Raw genomic sequence first — 18,776 nt, 5'->3', positions numbered from 1 at the left:
GGCTTGCTTGGGTAAGCTCCAAAATTGTGCAAAGTTAGCGTTTTAAGGTCGATTTGCAAAATAAAAAATAGACTTTCGTTAAGGTTCGGCAGAACCCAAAAAATCCCTTATTTTTGACAACAAATTGTAGAAATCGTGATAAAAATACTCGTTGCTTTTGATGAAAACCGGGTCATTGGGAAAAACAATGAACTGATTTGGCATTTGCCGGCAGATCTGAAAAGATTCAAGGCCTTAACCACGGGTCATGTGATCATCATGGGGCGCAAAACCTACGATTCCATTGGAAAGCCACTTCCTAATCGTACCACGATTGTTATTTCACGCACGCCTGGCCTACAAATCGAAGGCGTCATCTGCACGACTTCCATCGAAGAGGCCATCTTAAAGGCAAAATCATTAAGCCGCGAAGACATTTTCATCGTGGGTGGTGCTGAAATTTATGCGCTTTCTTTAGCGGTGGCGGATCAAATTTTAGTCACTCAACTACATGACATTTTCGAGGGGGATGCCTTTTTCCCTGAAATTTCCGCAGACCAATGGACGGTGACGGAAAAAGAACGCGGGGTGACCGATGAGAAAAATACCTACCAGTACAGCTATTTGACCTACAGCAGAAAATGATTCACAAAATCGACTTAAGCGCTGAAGCGATTTCGATTGACCCTTACTACCAATTCTTGCAGGATCCGGTGGCAGGTGGCATTTGTCTCTTTATAGGAACCATCAGAAATAAGAATCAAGGAAAAGACGTCAAGGCATTGACGATGGAGGCCTACCCTCCTATGGCCTTGAAACAAATCGAATTATTGTGTGCTCAAGCGGCTGAAAAATGGCCCGTAGAGCGAATTGCTTTGGTTCATAGAACGGGCCCTTTGGAAATCGGAGACATTGCCGTGTTAATCGGAGTGACTTCCGTACACCGTGCAGAAGCATTCAAAGCCTGCGAATGGTTGATTGATACACTGAAACAAGAAGTGCCTATTTGGAAAAATGAATTCTACGAGGACGGCTCATCGTGGCTAGTTCCCCATCCCTGAAACCATCAGACTGCAACCGCGCATTTCGGAATTATCGAAGCGGCCTAGCACCTTAAATCGGATCCCATCGTCTTCTAAGGAACCTAAATCCTTTGTTTCAATAAAGGAACAGGAATCGATGTTTCCCAAATCCGCGACTTTAATCCCTCCCGTTTTATGCGGCTGAGTCACTAAGGCAAACGGATCGCCCACCTCCCGCAAACAAACGCGCATCGTGTAAGCCGGCGTAAATATTCCCTGAAATTTTGCATATCCCTGCGAAAACAACTCCGTCATCCCATATTCCGAGGCGATCGACTCTAGCCCCATCTTCTCTTGTAAATAGGCGTGTACCTTATCGCGAATCCACTCCTCGCGTCGACCTTTCATCCCACCCGTCTCCATCACAATCAAGCGCTCTTTGTGCTCATTTAAGAAAGACAAATCAATACCCGAATCCACTAAATCCAACAAACCAAAGGTCACGCCCATCAGCCAAACTTTCTTATCTGTCGCCAAGGCTTTCCGCAAAGCTTGCACCAGCTCCTGATACTGATTCAAATAAAAGCCAGACAAAACAGAACCCGACGACCTGATGAAATGATCCATCATGAAGACCAGCGAAGAAGTCGAGCGCTCTAAATACGAGGGCAACAAGGCAAAAATATGGTAATCGCTGAGTGAGCCATACTCCCGCTCAAAAGCGATTTTGGAAATTGCTTGGTAGAATCCGGGATCACAAACGGGGTGTTTGGAGGGAATCTGACCAGTCGTTCCGGAACTTTCAAAAGAGAATAAAACGGGCTCAGAACCGGTTAACACTTGGTGATTTTTGAATAATTCAATCGGCAAAAAAGGGATCTGCGTCCAATGCTCCACCTTTTCTGGCGATACACCGGATAGCTGCACATACTGCTGGTAGAGTGGATTATAGGCATACTGAAAACGAAAGACATCTAAAGAAAGCGCGTCAAAATCAGCTACCTGCATGTGCAAGACCCGGCTTTTTAAACTCTCCCTTTCCTGTGCGATCGCTTGATCCATTTGATTTTACCTGATGTAGCGCAAAATTAACGCAAATCATTAACTTTACTGTTGAAAATTTCAATGAATCAATGCGAAAATTAATCGGAGTTGTAGCGATTATCTTATTGAGTCTGGGTGCTTGTGTACAAGAACCTAGCTTTAGCTCTACACCTGCGATTTCATTTAAGTCGATTCAAAAGATCACAAAATCGAGTAATGATGGTTTTGGAGGCACGACGAAAATCGATTCGGTTATTATGAGCATTAACTTCCAAGATGCGGAAGGCGATTTAGGGCTTACGGAAGCTCAATTAAAATCGGACCCTAAGTATAAGGATTTTCGCAATTTCGAGGTGGCTGTCATGTTGCAAAAGAATGGTGTCTTTATTCCCATCACGTTCACCCCAGCTTTAGGCGGTTTGATGAATTTTAACTTCAAACCAAATCAAAAAGCGGGCCCCATCGAAGGTAGCATCGATTACTCAACGCAATTTGTGTACGCTTTCTACAAAGGATACAGCCCGCAATTCACAGCGAAGAACGACACCCTAAAGTTTAAGATTTTCATCCGGGATAATGCGTTTAATCAAAGTAATACGATTGAAACCGATCCCATCGTTATTTTCAAAGACTAAAGCGATTTCAGCTTTTTATAAATTTCTGGTTGCAAACGGTACGTAAACATCCGCTGGTCACGCTCGTCTAATTGTACGTCTAGTATGTCTTGATCCGTAAAAATCAAACCCAGTGTCTTGGTAAAATTCTCGATTAACTTGGCTCTAAACTGCCTTTGAGATTCTGGAGAGCTTTTATGTTTGCCAAAGAAGGCGATAATCTGATGACCATTCACAAAGCCCTGGTCGTAATTCAAAACTAGAAAATCTAAAAATAACCGTTCATTTGCTCCTAACATGAAGCGAATGGATTTCTTCAATTTAGTTTGCTGAAGATGACGGAACAATCTGATTCCTAAGATTAGGACAATCAAAAAGACGAGCGAAATTAACACAACAGAAAACTTCTCATACCAAGGACTTTCGTCCAATGTACCAATATAAGCTGACTCTCGCAGTACTTGACTGATAAGCAAATGAGAATAAGCCAATTCGCGGTTCACTGTTCGTTCGATTTGGCTAGACCAAAGCAAACTATCCCCTTTCACCCGCATGTACGTTTCTACTTCTTCTCCACCATGGGTATTTAAGAAAATACGGTGCGGGTTTGTCCATTGATAAACTTTAAAATCATCTTCCACATCAATGATTAGCATCGTATCGTAGGGGTATTCTTGGTTAGGCTTATCCGGAATTATGAAATAGCGCCCAGTGAAGAGATAATGCTTAATCAATTTCGTATTCAAAAAATCACGCACTTCTTTTAATTTAACTTCCCCGATGCGCGAAAACTTTTGATTAAAGAAATCATATTCATACATCCCATAATCTCGATTGAAAGCCGTTTTCTTCTCCGTATCATTCATTTCCACCGTACTCAACACATAGAAGCGGTCTTTTTTAGGGGCATAACCTACTAAGCCATCGAAAATAGACGCTGGAATATCGCCATCCGCCGCGATGGAGAGCCATTCCTTCCCTATAAAATCATATTTGGTTAAAATATTTGATGAATGCCAAAACCCATAGCCGCCAAAAGAAAACAACTCATCCCCTCGCATGAACACGCTATTTTTGCAATTTGCCCCCCGGTAAAAGGTTTTATCTAAGCGCTTAAGTGACCAATTTGACTTATCTAATAGATAGACCTGTCCCGTACAATGAATGGTCAAATAGAAGGTGGATGTTTTGTTAATTCTGAATTCAACAACCCCTTCAGATGTGGGCATTAAATCTTTAAAATCGACATCCTCCGTATGAAGAGTGTCTAGACGCATCCAACCTGTTTTAGGGTTAAAACGCGAAATTTCGTGGGAATTTAAATTCAGTCGTAAAAAACTCGAGGAATTCTCCTCCTGCCATTTAATAAATTGTGCGCTCGCTGAAGAGCCTATTAAGAGGAGGAACAGAAGAAACAGACTCGCTTTTTTTAGCATGTTATTGTGGTTGCGTCCCCAAAAATAACTAATTTTGCAAATTAACAAGTTTATTTAGCATTCCACGTATGACATTACATAGAGAAGGACGAACCTTATTATTGACATCATTACTCATCGTATTAGGTATTAATGGCCTGGTTGCGTACTTCTTTCCAGAAAATGTCTATGTAAGAGAGGCCATCGTGGTGATTACCTCCTTATTTTACTTAATCATCCTACAATTTTTCCGTGTTCCTAAGCGCCAGACCGTGCTGGACCCTAAAAATATCATCGCTCCGGCAGATGGAAAGGTAGTCGTGATCGAGGAAACGGTCGAGACAGAATATTTTAAAGGTCCACGCCGCCAGGTTTCGATCTTCATGTCTCCCATTAATGTACACGTGAATTTCAATCCAATCTCTGGTATCGTTTCTTATTTTAAATACCATCCAGGCAAATTTTTAGTCGCTTGGCACCCTAAATCAAGTACCGAAAACGAGCGCACTACCTACGTAGTAAAGCACGAAAATGGGACAGAGGTCCTTTTTCGTCAAATTGCAGGAGCTCTTGCAAAGCGTATTTGCTGGTATGCGAAAGAAGGGGATGCGGTTGTTCAAGGAACAGAATTTGGCTTTATCAAATTCGGTAGCCGAATCGATATCTATCTGCCTTTAGACGCAGAAATCTGTGTAAACATCGACGACAAACCAGTAGGCGGCGAAACGGTGATTGCGCGATTAGCTTAGACCCAAGAAGTCCAAGACTCCTCGATTAATCGAATTATTTTTTCTAGCCCTTGCTGATCCACCTCAGAAAAATCTGCTAATTGGTCTGAATCCAGATCAAAAACCAGCACGACTTCTCCATTCACGATCGCAGGTAAAACAATCTCTGACTTCGAAGCCGAAGCGCAGGCAATGTGACCTGGGAATGCTTCTACATCCGGCACTAAAACCGTTTCTTTCGTTGTATACACATGCCCGCAAACTCCCTTATGGAATGGAATTCGGGTGCAAGCTACAGGACCCTGGAATGGCCCTAAGACTAATTGATTCTCCTTTGTGAGGTAGAAACCTACCCAGAAAAAGCCGAATACCTCGTGCACCGCCGCCGCGATATTCGCTAGGTTCGCGTATTTGTCGGTTTCTCCGGCTAAGAGAGATTGAATTTGGGGATATAAGGACGCGTATTTTTCTGCGCGGGTTCCCTCGATTTTTACTAGATCCTCTGCCATCTTATGCGAAATAACGTTGTAACCAAGTGGTGTTTGCGGCTTGTAACCAGCCCGCTCGGTAAGCGCCCAATGATTCCGTTTGAAGTGGAATAATTGGAGTAGATGGCGAAAGCAAAGGATTGTTTTTCAAAGCATCCAAAGGGATCAAGATAAGTTCTTCTCCCACCACTACCGCCGTACTGCGATCGAAGAAGTCGATTCCTAAGTTTGTACCCATCTCCTTAAACCAACGCGTGGACGCATCGATCGAACAGCCGGAGGCTGCATTCACGGTTTCGTCCACCGCGATGACGATTACTTGTTGAAAGCGAATCTCAAAAGACGCGTTTAAACCTGCTCCGTGTGCCGCCCATTGGGTTAAGGCTGGTGCTAAATAGTCCTGAATGGCTTGCGTTTCGGGTGCCGTAAAAGGTCGGTTCGCTTGATAGACCCAGACGCGGGAATGATCAGGCATTTGTTCGATGGGTAAATACATATATTACATGGATTGCTGCACTAACTCAGCTAAATCTACTACTTGGATGTGCTTTTCTTTTCCTACTTTATTCAGGCCGTCTTGGACCATGACCATGCAAAAGGGGCATGCTAAGGCCACTTTACTGACTCCAGAATCGACCATTTCTTGGACTCTTTTCACCTGCACGTCTTCGCCGCCCGCTTCCGGTTCTTTGAATACTTGTGCGCCGCCTGCTCCACAGCAGAGGCCTTTTGTTCTACAACTTTTTAACTCGATTAGTTCCTTTTTCAATCCGGCAATGATCTCGCGCGGTGCTTCATAGACCCCATTTCCTCTGCCTAAGTAGCAAGAATCGTGGTAGGCCACTTGTTCCAGAGAGGAGCCATCAGATGCTTTAATCTTGCCTGAGGAGATTAATTCTGCCAAAAGCTGGCTATGGTGAATCACCTCATAATTCCCGCCTAACGTGGGGTATTCATTCTTCAGGGTATTAAAACAATGCGGGCAAGCCGTCACTATTTTCTTTACCGCATAAAGGTTTAAAACTTCGATGTTAGACATGGCCTGCATTTGGAATAAAAACTCATTCCCCGCACGGCGTGCTGGATCTCCGGTACACGATTCTTCGGTACCTAGGACCGCAAAGCTGATTCCCACCTTTTGCAATATCTCCGCAAAGGCGCGTGTCACTTTCTTGTGGCGATCATCAAAAGATCCCGCGCATCCTACCCAAAAAAGAAATTCCGGCTGCTTCCCCGCTGCGGCGAACTCAGCCATCGTTTTAATCGTCTCCATTATTTCTTTTGTTGCTCGCGCATTTGCGTCACCGTTAATCGACTTCCATCGTCCCTCCAGCCCGGAGGCCCAAAAATATACCCAAACGCCGCTTTCACACTTTTTGCGCTAGCCACGTCTTTAACCATCTGAACCCATTCATAGAAGGCAATTTTAGCCGGATTATAGCTCTCAATCTGCTTCGTTAAGCCATAATGTGGACGTTGATTTTCACTCACGAAGGACCCAAACATCCGATCCCAAATAATCAACACCCCCGCATAATTCGTGTCTAGATAATCCAAATCCGTCCCGTGGTGCACGCGGTGGTGCGAGGGTGTATTCAAAATGTATTCAAACCAGCGCGGCATCTTGTTAATCAATTCCGTGTGAATCCAGTATTGGTACAGTAAACTCGTTTGCTGGAAGAACATCACAATAAACGGATGCACCCCAATCAAAGGTAGCCAAAGCCAAAAGACAAAACCACCTGATAGATTCCCCGTCCAGGTTTGACGCAAGGCCGCCGCTAAATTATAATGAGGTGACGAATGGTGCACCATGTGGGAAGCCCAGTAAAAACGAATCTCATGTGAGATGCGGTGAACCCAATAATAGGTTAAATCCTCCCCAAAAAAGGCGAGCACCCAAACGGGCCAGGTTTGGCCTAAATCAAACAATTTCCAGTTATTGTATACATAAAATGATGCACCGAACGTAATCGCCTTCGTCACAAATCCAATCCCTAAATTCCCTAAACCTAAGCCTATGGACGTCATCGAATCCTTTGCCTCCACGTAATCTCGGTGCATCTTATAGACGATATACGACTCTAAAAGAACCGTGAATAGGAAAAAGGGTACCGCGTATAAAATTAAAGTTGGTCCCATCTTAGTTTAGTTTAACCACATCGCGCAAGAAAGCCTCCGACGATGCAATTGGTTTATCCGTTAATTTACCGAGTAGGTTAGACGTAATGACGTGATTGCCCGAATTAGGAAAAGCCTCTTCCCTTTTCAACGCAGCAGGTGTGCCTAAAGCGGCATACATTTCCTTCATAGCATCCACCGAAACCACGTTGTCCTGGTGTTCCTCATCTTTATAATAATAACCCATAAATACGGGGATTTTCACCTTTTCAAAGACTTCTTTTGTCATCGCATGCGTCAGCAAATTTTGAACCGCAACAACCCCTTCTAGTCTATAATGCAAACTCCAATTTTCCGCGTGTCCTGGCGCCATCACTGGAATATCCCGGTAATCACTTCCCGTTATCAGGTGGGCCATTTGCAATCCCCACGGATTATCCAATAAGGTCGCATTGGGATCTTTGATCGCGATGCAAGGTCCGTAGAGCATTAAAGCCTTAATTTCCGGATGGTTAGCCGCTAAAACGAGCGACATCGCTCCCCCAAAAGACGTTCCCAAAACCACCACCTCATCGCCTAATTTCTTAGCGATCGCATAATAGTTTTCGACACTTTGGTAATAGTCATCTGCAGTTACTGTAGCGTAAGTAGAATCCGAGTCTGGCACCCCATGACCTGCCACGCGAGCTAGCAATAAGTTCGCGCCAAATTTCTTCGCCACCTCCCGGTGCAAAGGATCACCTTCCATAGGTGAAGCAGAAAATCCGTGCACGTACATAAAGACAATTTTGGTCTTTTTAGGCTGCGCTGAATCTGCCCAAATAACACGCGCCTCATTCCCTGGCTTCAATACCGTCTTCGATTCTTTAGCTGCAATATAGGCATCGATTTGACTAACCGAATCCGGGATATCCGTCCAACTCGCACTAGGCGTAAGTACAGGCGCCGCTGGTTTGGGCCCTAAGATATAGGCCATAATTAATACACCAAGTACTCTAAGTATTTTCCTCATAGCTTATTCTTTTGCCCAATTCAAACGATCGGCAGGGTTAAATTTCCACGGACTTTGGTTCGTCTCCACATTCGCAAACATGGCATTCCATGCCCCCGGTGCATCCGAAAGCTCCATGATCTGGAAGCGACGCATTTCTAAGATAATATTCAAAGGAGAAAGTTCCATCGGGCAAGCTTCTACACAAGCCTGACAAGACGTGCAGGCACGTAACTCTTCCGCAGAGATTCGATCGAATAATGATTTCCTATCGTCCACAAAAGCCCCTCTATTCGCTCTCAAAATACCACCCACTTCCTCTAATCGATCCCGGGTATCCATCATAATTTTGCGTGGTGACAAGGCTCGACCGGTCTGGTTTGCGGGACATTGCTCTGTGCAACGGCCACATTCCGTACAAGAATACGCATCTAAGGCGTTCTTCCAGGTTAAGTCCATCACGTCTTTGGCCCCAAACTTCGCATTCGTAACTGGCTGCTCCTCCACCGGCTGACCTAACATCAACTTCACCTCGTGCGTCACAGCTGGCATCGCAGACATCTTCGCAGAGGATTCTAGACTAGAGAAATAAGCGGACGGGAAGGCAAAAAAGATATGCAAGTGCTTTGAATAGGTAACGTATAAAGCAAAAGAGAGAATCCCTAGGATGTGAAACCACCAAGCTCCGCGCTCAAGCAAAATTAAAGCGGAAGTCGAAAGCTGTGCAAAAATACTGATTAACTGACCAGATATGACAAAAGAACCTACTGGCTGGTAATGTTCCACCCCTCGCGTTTGCAGCACCGCATCCGCTCCGTTCATCGTCCACAAGGCCAGCATTAGAATAACTTCGATGAGTAAAATTTGATAGGCATCCTTAACAGGAAAACCGGCTAATTCTGTATGATTAGCGGCTTGTAAACGACTGGTGCGAAATACCCCACGACGGAGAAAAAAGAATACGCAAGCCAAGAAAACGCCCCCCGCCAAAATCTCAAAAAAGTTCATCAATCCGGCATAGAAAGAGCCTAAAAAAGGAACAAAAAGGCGATGTGTCCCTAAAATACCATCTAAGATAATTTCAAGCACTTCGATATTAATGAGCACAAATCCGATGTAAATCAGGAAGTGAAAAAAGCCGACAACAGGCTTAGAAAACATCTTCTTTTGACCGAAGGCTAATAAAGCCATTCGTTTAAAACGTTCAGACGGATGATCCGATAATTCCACGGGACGCGCTAGGCGAATCGTCTGTATGATAAGCGAAAATCGCTGAAAAATCAGGTAAGACATACCCCCTAAAAGGGCGATAAATAGTATCTGAGGCAAATAGGTCATCGTTGATGTAGAAAGTACATAAATGTAAAAAAAATCTACGGTAATTCCTTTTTCAAAAAACGTCCCGTGTGACTATTTTTATCTTTCGCAATCTGCTCCGGCGTTCCACTGGCTAGCAATTGGCCTCCGGCATTTCCGCCTTCAGGACCCATGTCGATGAGGTAATCAGCCACCTTGATGACGTCCATGTTGTGTTCGATGATTAAGACCGTATTTCCCTTGTCCACAAGTTTCTGCAACACATCTAAAAGAAGACGTACATCCTGAAAATGCAAACCAGTCGTAGGCTCATCTAAGACATAGAGCGTCTTACCTGTATCCTTTTTCGAAAGTTCTTCTGCCAGCTTTACACGTTGGGCCTCGCCGCCTGAAAGGGTGGTTGCGTGTTGCCCTAAGGTGATATAACCTAAACCTACTTCGGCTAGTGTCTGTACGCGGCGGAAAATACGCGGCTGGTTTTCGAAGAATTCCAAAGCCTGCTCTACCGTCATATCGAGCACATCTGAGATCGATTTTCCCTTAAAGCGAACCTCTAAGGTTTCGCGGTTAAAACGCTTTCCTTTACACGTCTCGCATTCCACCAATACATCTGGCAAGAACTCCATCTCAATCTTCTTGCGACCCGCTCCCTCACAACCTTCACAACGGCCACCTTTTACATTGAAACTGAATCGTCCCGCCTTGTAGCCGCGAATCTTCGATTCTGGCAATTCACAATACAGCGTACGAATGTCGCTGTACATATTCGTATAAGTAGCTGGATTAGAACGAGGCGTGCGGCCGATGGGACTTTGGTCCACCTCGATTACTTTATCGATATTTTCCAAACCAACAATCGACTTATACGGCATCGCATCTCGCTTCGTACGATCGAAATGCTGCTTTAATTTTAACACCAAAGTATCGTGAATCAAAGTCGATTTCCCGGACCCAGAAACCCCCGTCACGACCGTCAAAGTCCCCAACGGAAACTTCACCGACACGTTCTTCAAATTATTCCCAGTCGCCCCTTTCAATTCGATACTCAAACCATTTCCTTTGCGGCGGACAGCGGGCACCGCAATCTCCAGCGCACCATTCAAATAAGCCGCCGTAGGCGTCTTCAATTTCAAAAATTCGGCTGGTGTACCGGAACCCACCACATTTCCTCCATGGCGACCCGCACCCGGACCGATATCCAAAATATAATCGGACTCCAGCATCATGTCCTTGTCGTGTTCCACGACTAAGACCGAATTACCTAAGTCCCTTAAATCTTTTAAGGCCTGTATTAATTTCTCATTATCGCGCTGGTGCAAACCGATACTCGGCTCATCCATGATGTACAAGACACCCACGAGTTGCGTCCCTATTTGAGTCGCTAAACGAATCCGCTGCGCCTCTCCTCCAGAAAGACTTTTCATCGGTCGATCGAGCGTGAGATAAGTCAACCCGATTTGAGTTAAAAAGCCCACCCGTTTTCTAATTTCCTTCAAAACTTCTACCCCAATCTGCTGCTGGCGATCGCTCATCCGCGTTTCCACGTCAGCGAACCAAGCCTCGAGTTCGTTGATATCCATTTGGGCTAATTGCCCGATGTGTTTATCAGCGATACGGAAGTGTAAGGATTCTTTCTTCAAGCGATACCCATCACAATCCGGGCATTTTTTGATCATCATAAAATCCTTTAACCAGTCTTGGGTCTTTTCAGAACCTGACTCTTGCTGGCGTTTCAGGAAATTCACGATACCATCGTATTTCGTATTCCATTCCGTTCCTTCGTATTTCTTAGACGGCACCGCGACTGGCGCATCCGAACCATACAACATCAATTCCACAGCCTCCGCTGGGAATTTTGCGATGGGAGTCGAAAGACCTACTTTAAAGGGCTTTAAGAGCACCTCTAATTGCTTGAATATCCAAAGTTCGCGGTATTCCCCAATCGGCGCGATGGCACCACGAATGATGCTCAAAGAACGATCTGGAATGACTGAATCTTCGGTAATTTCTTCTACTACGCCCAGGCCATTGCAACAAGGGCATGCGCCGTAAGGACTGTTGAATGAAAAAGTGTTTGGTGCGGGTTCGTCGTAGGACAAACCGGTCGCCGGATCCATTAAGGTCTGGGAGAAGTAATGTAATTTATTCTTAGCATCTAGGACGTAAACTTGTCCTTTGCCTTGGTTCATCGCGGTTTGTAGGCTTTGGGATAAACGCAAACGTTCGTCTTCTGCCACCACTAAACGATCCACCACTATTTCAATATCGTGTACTTTAAATCGATCGACCTGCATCTTAGGTTCGATGTCCATGATTTCTCCATCGATACGCACCTTCGTATATCCCCATTTCGCGATTTGGACAAACAATTCGCGGTAATGTCCTTTCCGGCCTTTGACTACGGGCGCGAGTAAAACGACTTTGCCTTTGTTGAATTGGGTTAATAAGGTCTCGATGATTTGGTCCACGGACTGCTTGACCATTTTCTCCCCCGAAAGATAAGAAAACGCCTCTCCTGCGCGGGCGTACAGCAGACGCAAGAAATCGTAGATTTCCGTGGTAGTCCCAACCGTAGAACGCGGATTTTTAGAAGTGGTCTTTTGTTCGATGGAGATCACCGGCGAAAGGCCTTCGATCTTGTCTACGTCCGGGCGCTCCATGTTTCCTAGGAAAGAACGAGCGTAGGCGGAGAACGATTCCATGTACCGTCTTTGGCCCTCTGCATAAATCGTATCAAAAGCTAAAGACGATTTTCCCGAGCCCGAAATACCCGTCACCACCACGAGCTGATTGCGCGGAATGGAAACGTCAATATTCTTTAAATTATGCTCGCGTGCACCCAGCACTTGAATGTGGGAAAATCCAGTAGAATCAGACGCTTTAGAAGCCATAGGTAGGGAATAGATCGATCCACAAAGGTACAAAAAAAGAGGCTGCCCTTTTAGGGGCAGCCTCAACATAATTTCAAAAAATCTTATTTGTTCAACAATTCGTCGAAAGTGATACTTACATAGTACATGCTTCCGATTAATGGGTTACCCCATCCTGTTGTATAAGCAACTCCGCCTAAGTTCGTACCACCCACTTTGATGATCGACTTAATCTCAGATACTTTCTTGCTTACTTGCATATCGAACGTTGAGAACGCAGGAATCACCGATAATTGTTGTTGATTCACTACTTGGTTCACAAAAGAGGATTGCCAAACAAATTGATCTTGGTATCTCCAAGTCGTATTGAAGCCCCAACCTGAATTTCCGATGTTACGGTTTCCTAAAGAAACGTTCGTACGGTAGTTCGGTGTGTTGAAACCTAATTGGTAATCAGCTAATCCACCATTGTCTTTTACTGCATTGTAAGAAACGTTTGTTCCTAATGCCCAACGATTTCCTAAATCATAGTCGATGCCTAAGCCCCAACCGTTAGTCACTACTTCGTTATCTACGTTAGATGGGAAAGAGAAGTAGTTTAATGAACCTGCCAAAGTCGTGCTAGGTTGCGCTACCACTTGACCCGCTGAGAAGTTCGTGAAGTTGGATTGGTAAGCATAGAAATCCACGAACATTTGTGGTGTGATCATTCCTTTGTAACCTAATTCCACTGTTTGAACCTGCTCTGGCTTCCAAGCCTTCGACTTGTAAGTTACCCACTTCGTAGGATCTGTTTGATTTGCTAAGATCGATTGTAACGTGTAAGAGTTACCCGATAATTTGTAACGATCTTGAACGACTGCTAAACCACCTAATAAACGAGCAGATGGAGTCAACAAGTTAATGTATTGATCCTGTGTTGTAGGGATACGGAAACCTGTTTGCACGGAAGCACGGAAGTTAGACGTTCCTTGAGTATACACTCCAGAAAGACGCGGACTATAAACTCCGTCAAAATTCTCATTCTTATCAAAACGAAGTGAACCCGTTACCTTCAAGTGATCTGCAAATAATTTCTTAGATGCTTGTGCATACGCACCATATTCGTTGATAGAAAACTCGCTTCCATCATCTTGTAAAGCAAATAACGTTCCCTCTGAATTCAAGGCATACTGACGGAAGTTTGCACCTACGATCAATTCTAGTTTGTTATTCAATTTCTCCGTCAAGTTATACATACCCTCTAAGTGGTATAAAGCTGACTTATCTGTAAACTTAGCTCCTTGAGGAAGTGGTTTAGCTTTAATCGCATCCACCGCCGCGTTAAACGCTGCTGTACCTGGCACTAAACGACCTGCATCTGAAACCGCACGAGCAGTTCCATGGTAGTAAGGGAAAGAAGATTGTGTACTAGCTACAGCTAAACCTACTGCTGAAGCAGGTGCCACACCTTTCAATAAGTTCGTTTGTAATACGGTTCCAAAGTTTGTCAATGCCAAACCTGCGAAAGTCGAGAAGTATTGAGGATACCAAGCTGTTGATGGCTTAGCTGCTTCGTTGACTAATTGACCTAAAGTACCTGTTGCATACGCATCACCGGAATTCTCTTGCGTTGTATACGCACGAACGAAGAAGTTAGAACCTTTTAATTCTGCCTTGTATTGTCCCATAGAGAAGTTCTTGATCGAATAACGATCCGCTCCTGTGTACATGGTTGTACCTTGACCATAAGATCCTTGCAAGATCAACTCCACCTTGTCGTTAAAACGGTAGTGTAAAGCGGCGTTGAACTTGATGTTGCGGTTTGCATAAGAAGATAAATCACGCTCAGCATAGCCTTCACGAGAGATCGCTACGTTAGGAACAATGTAACCTAAGATCGCAGATGGAGTTAACAAACCACCGGTAGCAGCAGAGATCTGATTGATACCTGCCGTTAATGGATTCGTAGGAACTCCTAATAATGGCTTCAATGAAGTTAACATATTCACGTTCGTCTCATCACCATATACACTCACACCATTGTAAGCTAAGTTCGTACCACGAGAACCCGCTCCTAATACCGTTCCATTCAATAAAGATTGGTCACGTGTATCTGTTGACTGCCAGTCATCCGCTGTCAATTGGTTGAAGTTTAATTTGAAGGCTACTTTGTTGTTAAAGGCTTTGGCAAAACGAATCGAGATATCTCCATAAGGAGTCGTCGTTTCCGTACGATTGCTAGCATACATGGCTCCTGTTTTCACTTGAGCAGACAAACCTTGGAATAAGAAAGGTGATTTCGAATCCATTAAGATAATACCGTTCATCGCGTTAGGGCCGTATAAAGCAGACGCAGCTCCTGGCAATAAGTCCACTGATTGTAAATCTAATTCTGAAATACCTACGATATTACCTACCGAGAAGTTCAAACCTGGCGCTTGGTTATCCATACCGTCGATCATTTGAACCACACGAACGTTACCGTTGCTGTTAAATCCACGCATACCGATAGATGAGAAAGACACCGATTGTGCACTTACCTCTACGCCTTTGATATTACGCATCGCGTCGTAGAAAGAGGCAGCAGGAGTTTCGCGAATCGCCCGAATGTCCAAGCGCTCTACTGAAACAGGTGACTGCATAACGCTTTCCTCTACACGTGACGCAGAAACGACTACGTCTTGAGCCAAAGTCGCTTGCTCTTTTAAAGCGATTTGAAAATCGGTCTTATTTCCTTTTACGGGAATTTCTTGGCGCTCATAACCTACCATCGAAACGACGATCGTTAAGGCTCCTGGTTTGTTCGTTGATAGCGAGAAGTTACCTTTGGAATCTGAAATTGTTCCCGTTACTGCTCCTTTTACGCCGATACTAACACCAATTAATGGCTCTTTAGAATCTGCATCCGTTACCTTACCACCTATTTTAGTCTGAGCAAAAGTGGATGCACTTAAGAACAGAATAAGCGCAAGGCTAGGTAAAATCTGTTGTATAATTTTTTTCATAATGGGTGTTTTTAATGACACAATTTGTTTTGGATACTCGAATTACAACAAAAATAGAGAAGATTTCAGTATTCAACACTATGTTTGTATTAAAAAATTACTAGTTTTTCAGAAAATAATTTAATCGCTTATCTACAAAGTCGACCGCTCAATCATTTAATTTTAAAAAGGGGGATTAAACTAGTAGCTTTGTGTATAAATTACTGCTATGAGAGCTCTTGCTTTTTTATGTCTACTTTTCCTGAGCGCTTGCGCAAGCAACCAGACTCCTTATGCCCTGAGCACCAGGTGGAAAGACGCTCCTCAGCCAGCTGAAATGGATTATGCAAACCCAGCCGCTTGGGCTGCCTTGCCATCCCGATACGATGCAGCAGATTTAGTCCCACGGAAATCAATACTACAGGATGGGCAAGCAGATGCGAAAGCGGATGTCTTTTTCATTCACCCCACCATTTTCACCTATAAGCCGGAAAACGAATACATTTGGAATGCCTCCATGACAGATGCGGCATTGAACACCAGCGTAGATAGTTCAACCATCCTAAATCAGGCCACCGCTTTTAATGCCGCTGGACGCATTTTCGCTCCCCGGTACCGCCAGGCACATTACCAAGCTTTTGTCACGGAATATAAAGAGGATAAGGACGCGGCATTAGACGTAGCTTATTCCGATGTGAAAAGAGCCTTTGACTATTATGTAACTCATGAGAATAAAGGCAGACCCATTATCATCGCCAGCCATAGCCAAGGAACGGTTCATGCTACTCGTCTTTTGAAAGAATATTTTGATGGAAAAGATCTGGAGAAACAACTGGTGGCGGCCTATATCATTGGGATAGCGACGCCTACCAACACGTTTAAAAATATCCCTGTTTGCAGTTCACCTACACAAACTGGATGTTTTGTCGCCTACACGACTTTTCTACAAGGCTATTTGCCGCCTTGGCACCCGGGTACAGCCACCGCATTAGCTTCAGTGAATCCATTGACCTGGTCGACGGATGAAAACTTTGCATCGAAAGAAAAAAATAGCGGAGGCGTTTCCTACGGATTTAAATACGTGAAAGAGTTTGCGGATGCGCAGAATCATTTAGGTATCCTTTGGACGAATACGCCGTATGTTCCTGGTCGCTCTTTTGTCAAATTAAAAAACTGGCACAAGGCTGACATTAATTTATTTTACCACAACATTAGAGAAAACGCTGTCTTACGTGTGAACACGTTCCTCAGTCAAAAATAAGCTTATGCCTACTTGCCTTGTCATTATGGCGGGTGGAATCGGAACCCGGTTTTGGCCCATCTCCAGAAGTAATTATCCTAAACAATTCCACGACGTCTTAGGCGTGGGCAAAACGATGCTGCAACAAACGGCAGAACGTTTTGAAGGAATTGTCGCTCCAGAAAACATCTACGTCGTCACCAGCGAGGAATTCGCGGGGATCGTACAAGAACAATTGCCTTTCTTAAGTCCAGACCAAATCCTCAAAGAACCGCAACGCAAAAATACGGCTCCTTGCATCGCCTATGCGGCTTATAAGATCAGCAAAAAGCATCCAAAAGCGAAAATAATCGTAGCTCCAGCAGATCACGTCATTTTAAAAGAAGAGGCGTTCAAGGCGCGTGTTAACGAGGCTTTAGAGGCAGCGAAAGAACCTGTTTTAGTGACCTTGGGCATCGTTCCTACCCGACCTGACACCGGTTATGGCTACATTCAATACCAAGAGTCGAACGAAACAGCGAAAACGGTGAAAACCTTTACGGAAAAACCTAACGTAGAATTAGCTGAGGCTTTTTTAGAGAGCGGCGATTACGTATGGAACGCTGGATTATTCGTTTTCTCGATTCCTACTTTTAAACACGAGTTAACAAAACACCTTTCCCGCTTAGCAGAGCAATTCGAAGAGGGTCGCGCCTTTTATTATACCGAACAAGAGCCTGAATTTATTCGGAAGGTTTATGCCGTTTGCAAGAGCATTTCGATGGATAACGGCGTGATGGAGAAAGCACGCGAGGTGAAAGTGATTTTAGCGGACATCGGTTGGTCTGATTTAGGCACCTGGAAATCCTTGCACGAAATCAATGAAAAAGATGAGTTGCAAAACGCTGTAGATGCCCAAGTGATGCTATATGAAACGAACGATTGCATCATCAAGGCGCCTAAGGATAAATTAGTGGTGATTCACGGCTTATCGAATTACATCGTAGCGGAACATGGAAATGTGTTGATGATTTGTCCCAAAGATCAGGAGCAGCAAGTGAAACAATTCGTGGAAGATGCGACAAAGCTAGATCCGAACTTCAGCTAGGACTCAATCAACTGAATCAGGGAATTGAAGTCGCTTATCAATTGAATTCTAGCTGGAATGGGCTCAGGTGAATGCAGCACATTATATCCCGTTAACATAATCGTAGCCTCTGGTAGGTGCTTATCTAGGTCTGCCACGTAAGTGGGCAAGACATCTTGGGAAGGTTCGGTCGTAAAAACGCTGAATACATAATCCGGCTGATGTATTTCGTAGGCCAAACACAATTCATCGAAGGGTAAAGATTGTCCTAAATAAACCGCTGAATGCTGTCGTGCACGGATTAAATAACTCGCAAAAAGCAAGCCAATTTCATGCAATTCCCCTTCTGGAAGGTATAGTAAGAATTTCTTGGCATTCGCCTTCGGTTTAGCCATTTGAGAATCGATGGCTGCGATGATTTTTTGGCGAATTAAATGCGTAATGAAGTGCTCTTGCGCTGGACCCACAGAACCAGAAAGCCACAAAGTGCCTAGACGCGTTAAGAACGGGTAAATCACTTTTAGCATGAAGTTCTCAAAACCATAAGCCTTGGTAATGGACTTCGCCAATTCCTGAAAACGGTACTCATCTAAATCCATCATGGCCACCGTAATGGCCTGAATGTGCTCCGGATAATCTAAATCACCCCCTGAAAGCTGTAAAATTTTCTCGGAAATTTCCGCTTCGGATAATTCGGCAATCTTGGAAATCTTGATTCCTCCTTTATTTTGGAGGGTTGCAATATTTAAAATTCGCTTTAACTCTACATCAGAATAGGTCCGTATGCCGGTCTCAGTACGCACAGGACTCAGCAAATGGTAGCGCTGCTCCCAAATACGTATGGTATGGGCCTTGATACCACTGAAATTCTCTAAATCCTTTATGGAGTATACGTTCATTATAGTGGTAACACCA

The 18,776-nt window shown here is 44.3% G+C and carries 17 protein-coding genes; 6 read left to right on the top strand and 11 right to left on the bottom strand.

Annotated elements, in window-relative coordinates; translation table 11 throughout:
• Positions 1 to 135 precede the first annotated feature (135 nt).
• On the top strand, positions 136 to 624 hold the full coding sequence (locus tag G9X63_RS01655) for a dihydrofolate reductase (protein ID WP_130894872.1): 489 nt from the start codon (positions 136 to 138) through the stop codon (positions 622 to 624).
• The gene (locus G9X63_RS01650) at positions 621 to 1,040 is read left to right on the top strand and encodes a molybdenum cofactor biosynthesis protein MoaE (RefSeq protein WP_201737826.1); all 420 of its coding nucleotides are present in this window, start codon (positions 621 to 623) and stop codon (positions 1,038 to 1,040) included. The genes G9X63_RS01655 and G9X63_RS01650 overlap by 4 nt, the downstream gene beginning before the upstream one ends.
• On the opposite strand, the gene G9X63_RS01645 is transcribed toward G9X63_RS01650, so the two are convergent.
• On the bottom strand, positions 1,023 to 2,063 hold the full coding sequence (locus G9X63_RS01645; protein WP_252623583.1) for a long-chain-fatty-acid--protein ligase: 1,041 nt from the start codon (positions 2,061 to 2,063) through the stop codon (positions 1,023 to 1,025). The two genes, G9X63_RS01650 and G9X63_RS01645, sit on opposite strands and share 18 nt — an antisense overlap.
• A gap of 71 nt (positions 2,064 to 2,134) precedes the next feature.
• On the opposite strand from G9X63_RS01645, the gene G9X63_RS01640 reads away from it, so the two are divergent.
• Positions 2,135 to 2,680, top strand: coding sequence for a hypothetical protein (locus G9X63_RS01640; RefSeq protein WP_130894870.1), 546 nt, complete (start codon positions 2,135 to 2,137; stop codon positions 2,678 to 2,680).
• Here G9X63_RS01640 and G9X63_RS01635 read toward each other — a convergent pair.
• On the bottom strand, positions 2,677 to 3,936 hold the full coding sequence (locus tag G9X63_RS01635; protein WP_252623581.1) for a hypothetical protein: 1,260 nt from the start codon (positions 3,934 to 3,936) through the stop codon (positions 2,677 to 2,679). The two genes, G9X63_RS01640 and G9X63_RS01635, sit on opposite strands and share 4 nt — an antisense overlap.
• A gap of 227 nt (positions 3,937 to 4,163) precedes the next feature.
• On the opposite strand from G9X63_RS01635, the gene G9X63_RS01630 reads away from it, so the two are divergent.
• Complete coding sequence (locus G9X63_RS01630; protein WP_130922767.1) at positions 4,164 to 4,823, top strand: phosphatidylserine decarboxylase family protein; 660 nt, start codon at positions 4,164 to 4,166, stop codon at positions 4,821 to 4,823.
• Here G9X63_RS01630 and G9X63_RS01625 read toward each other — a convergent pair.
• From G9X63_RS01625 to G9X63_RS01590, 8 genes are all read right to left on the bottom strand, one after another.
• On the bottom strand, positions 4,820 to 5,311 hold the full coding sequence (locus G9X63_RS01625; RefSeq protein WP_252623578.1) for a GAF domain-containing protein: 492 nt from the start codon (positions 5,309 to 5,311) through the stop codon (positions 4,820 to 4,822). The genes G9X63_RS01630 and G9X63_RS01625 overlap by 4 nt on opposite strands.
• A 1-nt stretch (position 5,312) precedes the next feature.
• A complete protein-coding gene (locus tag G9X63_RS01620) occupies positions 5,313 to 5,786 on the bottom strand; it encodes a hypothetical protein (RefSeq protein ID WP_252623576.1) in 474 nt (157 codons plus the stop codon).
• 3 nt (positions 5,787 to 5,789) lie between these two features.
• Entirely contained in the window at positions 5,790 to 6,563 is a 774-nt protein-coding gene (locus G9X63_RS01615) for a (Fe-S)-binding protein (protein WP_252623573.1), read from the bottom strand.
• Positions 6,563 to 7,432 carry a sterol desaturase family protein gene (locus G9X63_RS01610; RefSeq protein ID WP_252623571.1) on the bottom strand — a complete coding sequence of 290 codons (870 nt, stop codon included), beginning with the start codon at positions 7,430 to 7,432 and terminating at the stop codon, positions 6,563 to 6,565. The genes G9X63_RS01615 and G9X63_RS01610 overlap by 1 nt, the downstream gene beginning before the upstream one ends.
• Before the next feature lies 1 nt (position 7,433).
• Positions 7,434 to 8,423, bottom strand: a complete 990-nt coding sequence (locus tag G9X63_RS01605) for an alpha/beta hydrolase (protein WP_252623568.1) — start codon at positions 8,421 to 8,423, stop codon at positions 7,434 to 7,436.
• A gap of 3 nt (positions 8,424 to 8,426) precedes the next feature.
• Positions 8,427 to 9,695: a 4Fe-4S dicluster domain-containing protein gene (locus G9X63_RS01600; RefSeq protein WP_338079073.1), complete on the bottom strand. Its 1,269-nt coding sequence runs from the start codon at positions 9,693 to 9,695 to the stop codon at positions 8,427 to 8,429.
• An 80-nt stretch (positions 9,696 to 9,775) separates the two neighbouring features.
• Positions 9,776 to 12,610, bottom strand: coding sequence for an excinuclease ABC subunit UvrA (gene uvrA, locus G9X63_RS01595; RefSeq protein ID WP_252623562.1), 2,835 nt, complete (start codon positions 12,608 to 12,610; stop codon positions 9,776 to 9,778).
• Between the two features lie 83 nt (positions 12,611 to 12,693).
• Positions 12,694 to 15,576 carry a TonB-dependent receptor gene (locus tag G9X63_RS01590; RefSeq protein ID WP_130894860.1) on the bottom strand — a complete coding sequence of 961 codons (2,883 nt, stop codon included), beginning with the start codon at positions 15,574 to 15,576 and terminating at the stop codon, positions 12,694 to 12,696.
• Positions 15,577 to 15,784: 208 nt separating this feature from the next.
• Here G9X63_RS01590 and G9X63_RS01585 point away from each other — a divergent pair, with 208 nt between their 5' ends.
• Positions 15,785 to 16,816: a DUF3089 domain-containing protein gene (locus tag G9X63_RS01585; RefSeq protein WP_252623560.1), complete on the top strand. Its 1,032-nt coding sequence runs from the start codon at positions 15,785 to 15,787 to the stop codon at positions 16,814 to 16,816.
• Positions 16,817 to 16,820: 4 nt separating this feature from the next.
• Complete coding sequence (locus G9X63_RS01580) at positions 16,821 to 17,882, top strand: mannose-1-phosphate guanylyltransferase (protein WP_252623557.1); 1,062 nt, start codon at positions 16,821 to 16,823, stop codon at positions 17,880 to 17,882.
• Here G9X63_RS01580 and G9X63_RS01575 read toward each other — a convergent pair.
• Complete coding sequence (locus G9X63_RS01575) at positions 17,879 to 18,760, bottom strand: MerR family transcriptional regulator (protein ID WP_252623555.1); 882 nt, start codon at positions 18,758 to 18,760, stop codon at positions 17,879 to 17,881. The genes G9X63_RS01580 and G9X63_RS01575 overlap by 4 nt on opposite strands.
• Between the last annotated feature and the right edge of the window lie 16 nt (positions 18,761 to 18,776).

Origin of the sequence: Aquirufa antheringensis (assembly GCF_023921165.1) — a bacterium.
Lineage (GTDB): Bacteria > Bacteroidota > Bacteroidia > Cytophagales > Spirosomataceae > Aquirufa > Aquirufa antheringensis.
Note: the sequence above shows the minus strand (reverse complement) of the source record. Positions and strands in the feature narration are given on the sequence as shown.

Excerpts from the sequence above, each read along its gene's own strand:
- G9X63_RS01615 (WP_252623573.1), bottom strand. The coding sequence starts at position 6,563 with ATGGAGACGATTAAAACGATGGCTGAGTTCGCCGCAGCGGGGAAGCAG.
- G9X63_RS01620 (WP_252623576.1), bottom strand. The coding sequence starts at position 5,786 with ATGTATTTACCCATCGAACAAATGCCTGATCATTCCCGCGTCTGGGTC.
- G9X63_RS01630 (WP_130922767.1), top strand. The coding sequence starts at position 4,164 with ATGACATTACATAGAGAAGGACGAACCTTATTATTGACATCATTACTC.
- G9X63_RS01640 (WP_130894870.1), top strand. The coding sequence starts at position 2,135 with ATGCGAAAATTAATCGGAGTTGTAGCGATTATCTTATTGAGTCTGGGT.
- G9X63_RS01590 (WP_130894860.1), bottom strand. The coding sequence starts at position 15,576 with ATGAAAAAAATTATACAACAGATTTTACCTAGCCTTGCGCTTATTCTG.
- G9X63_RS01580 (WP_252623557.1), top strand. The coding sequence starts at position 16,821 with ATGCCTACTTGCCTTGTCATTATGGCGGGTGGAATCGGAACCCGGTTT.
- G9X63_RS01610 (WP_252623571.1), bottom strand. The coding sequence starts at position 7,432 with ATGGGACCAACTTTAATTTTATACGCGGTACCCTTTTTCCTATTCACG.
- uvrA (WP_252623562.1), bottom strand. The coding sequence starts at position 12,610 with ATGGCTTCTAAAGCGTCTGATTCTACTGGATTTTCCCACATTCAAGTG.
- G9X63_RS01645 (WP_252623583.1), bottom strand. The coding sequence starts at position 2,063 with ATGGATCAAGCGATCGCACAGGAAAGGGAGAGTTTAAAAAGCCGGGTC.
- G9X63_RS01605 (WP_252623568.1), bottom strand. The coding sequence starts at position 8,423 with ATGAGGAAAATACTTAGAGTACTTGGTGTATTAATTATGGCCTATATC.
- G9X63_RS01625 (WP_252623578.1), bottom strand. The coding sequence starts at position 5,311 with ATGGCAGAGGATCTAGTAAAAATCGAGGGAACCCGCGCAGAAAAATAC.
- G9X63_RS01650 (WP_201737826.1), top strand. The coding sequence starts at position 621 with ATGATTCACAAAATCGACTTAAGCGCTGAAGCGATTTCGATTGACCCT.
- G9X63_RS01635 (WP_252623581.1), bottom strand. The coding sequence starts at position 3,936 with ATGCGTCTAGACACTCTTCATACGGAGGATGTCGATTTTAAAGATTTA.
- G9X63_RS01575 (WP_252623555.1), bottom strand. The coding sequence starts at position 18,760 with ATGAACGTATACTCCATAAAGGATTTAGAGAATTTCAGTGGTATCAAG.
- G9X63_RS01585 (WP_252623560.1), top strand. The coding sequence starts at position 15,785 with ATGAGAGCTCTTGCTTTTTTATGTCTACTTTTCCTGAGCGCTTGCGCA.
- G9X63_RS01600 (WP_338079073.1), bottom strand. The coding sequence starts at position 9,695 with ATGTCTTACCTGATTTTTCAGCGATTTTCGCTTATCATACAGACGATT.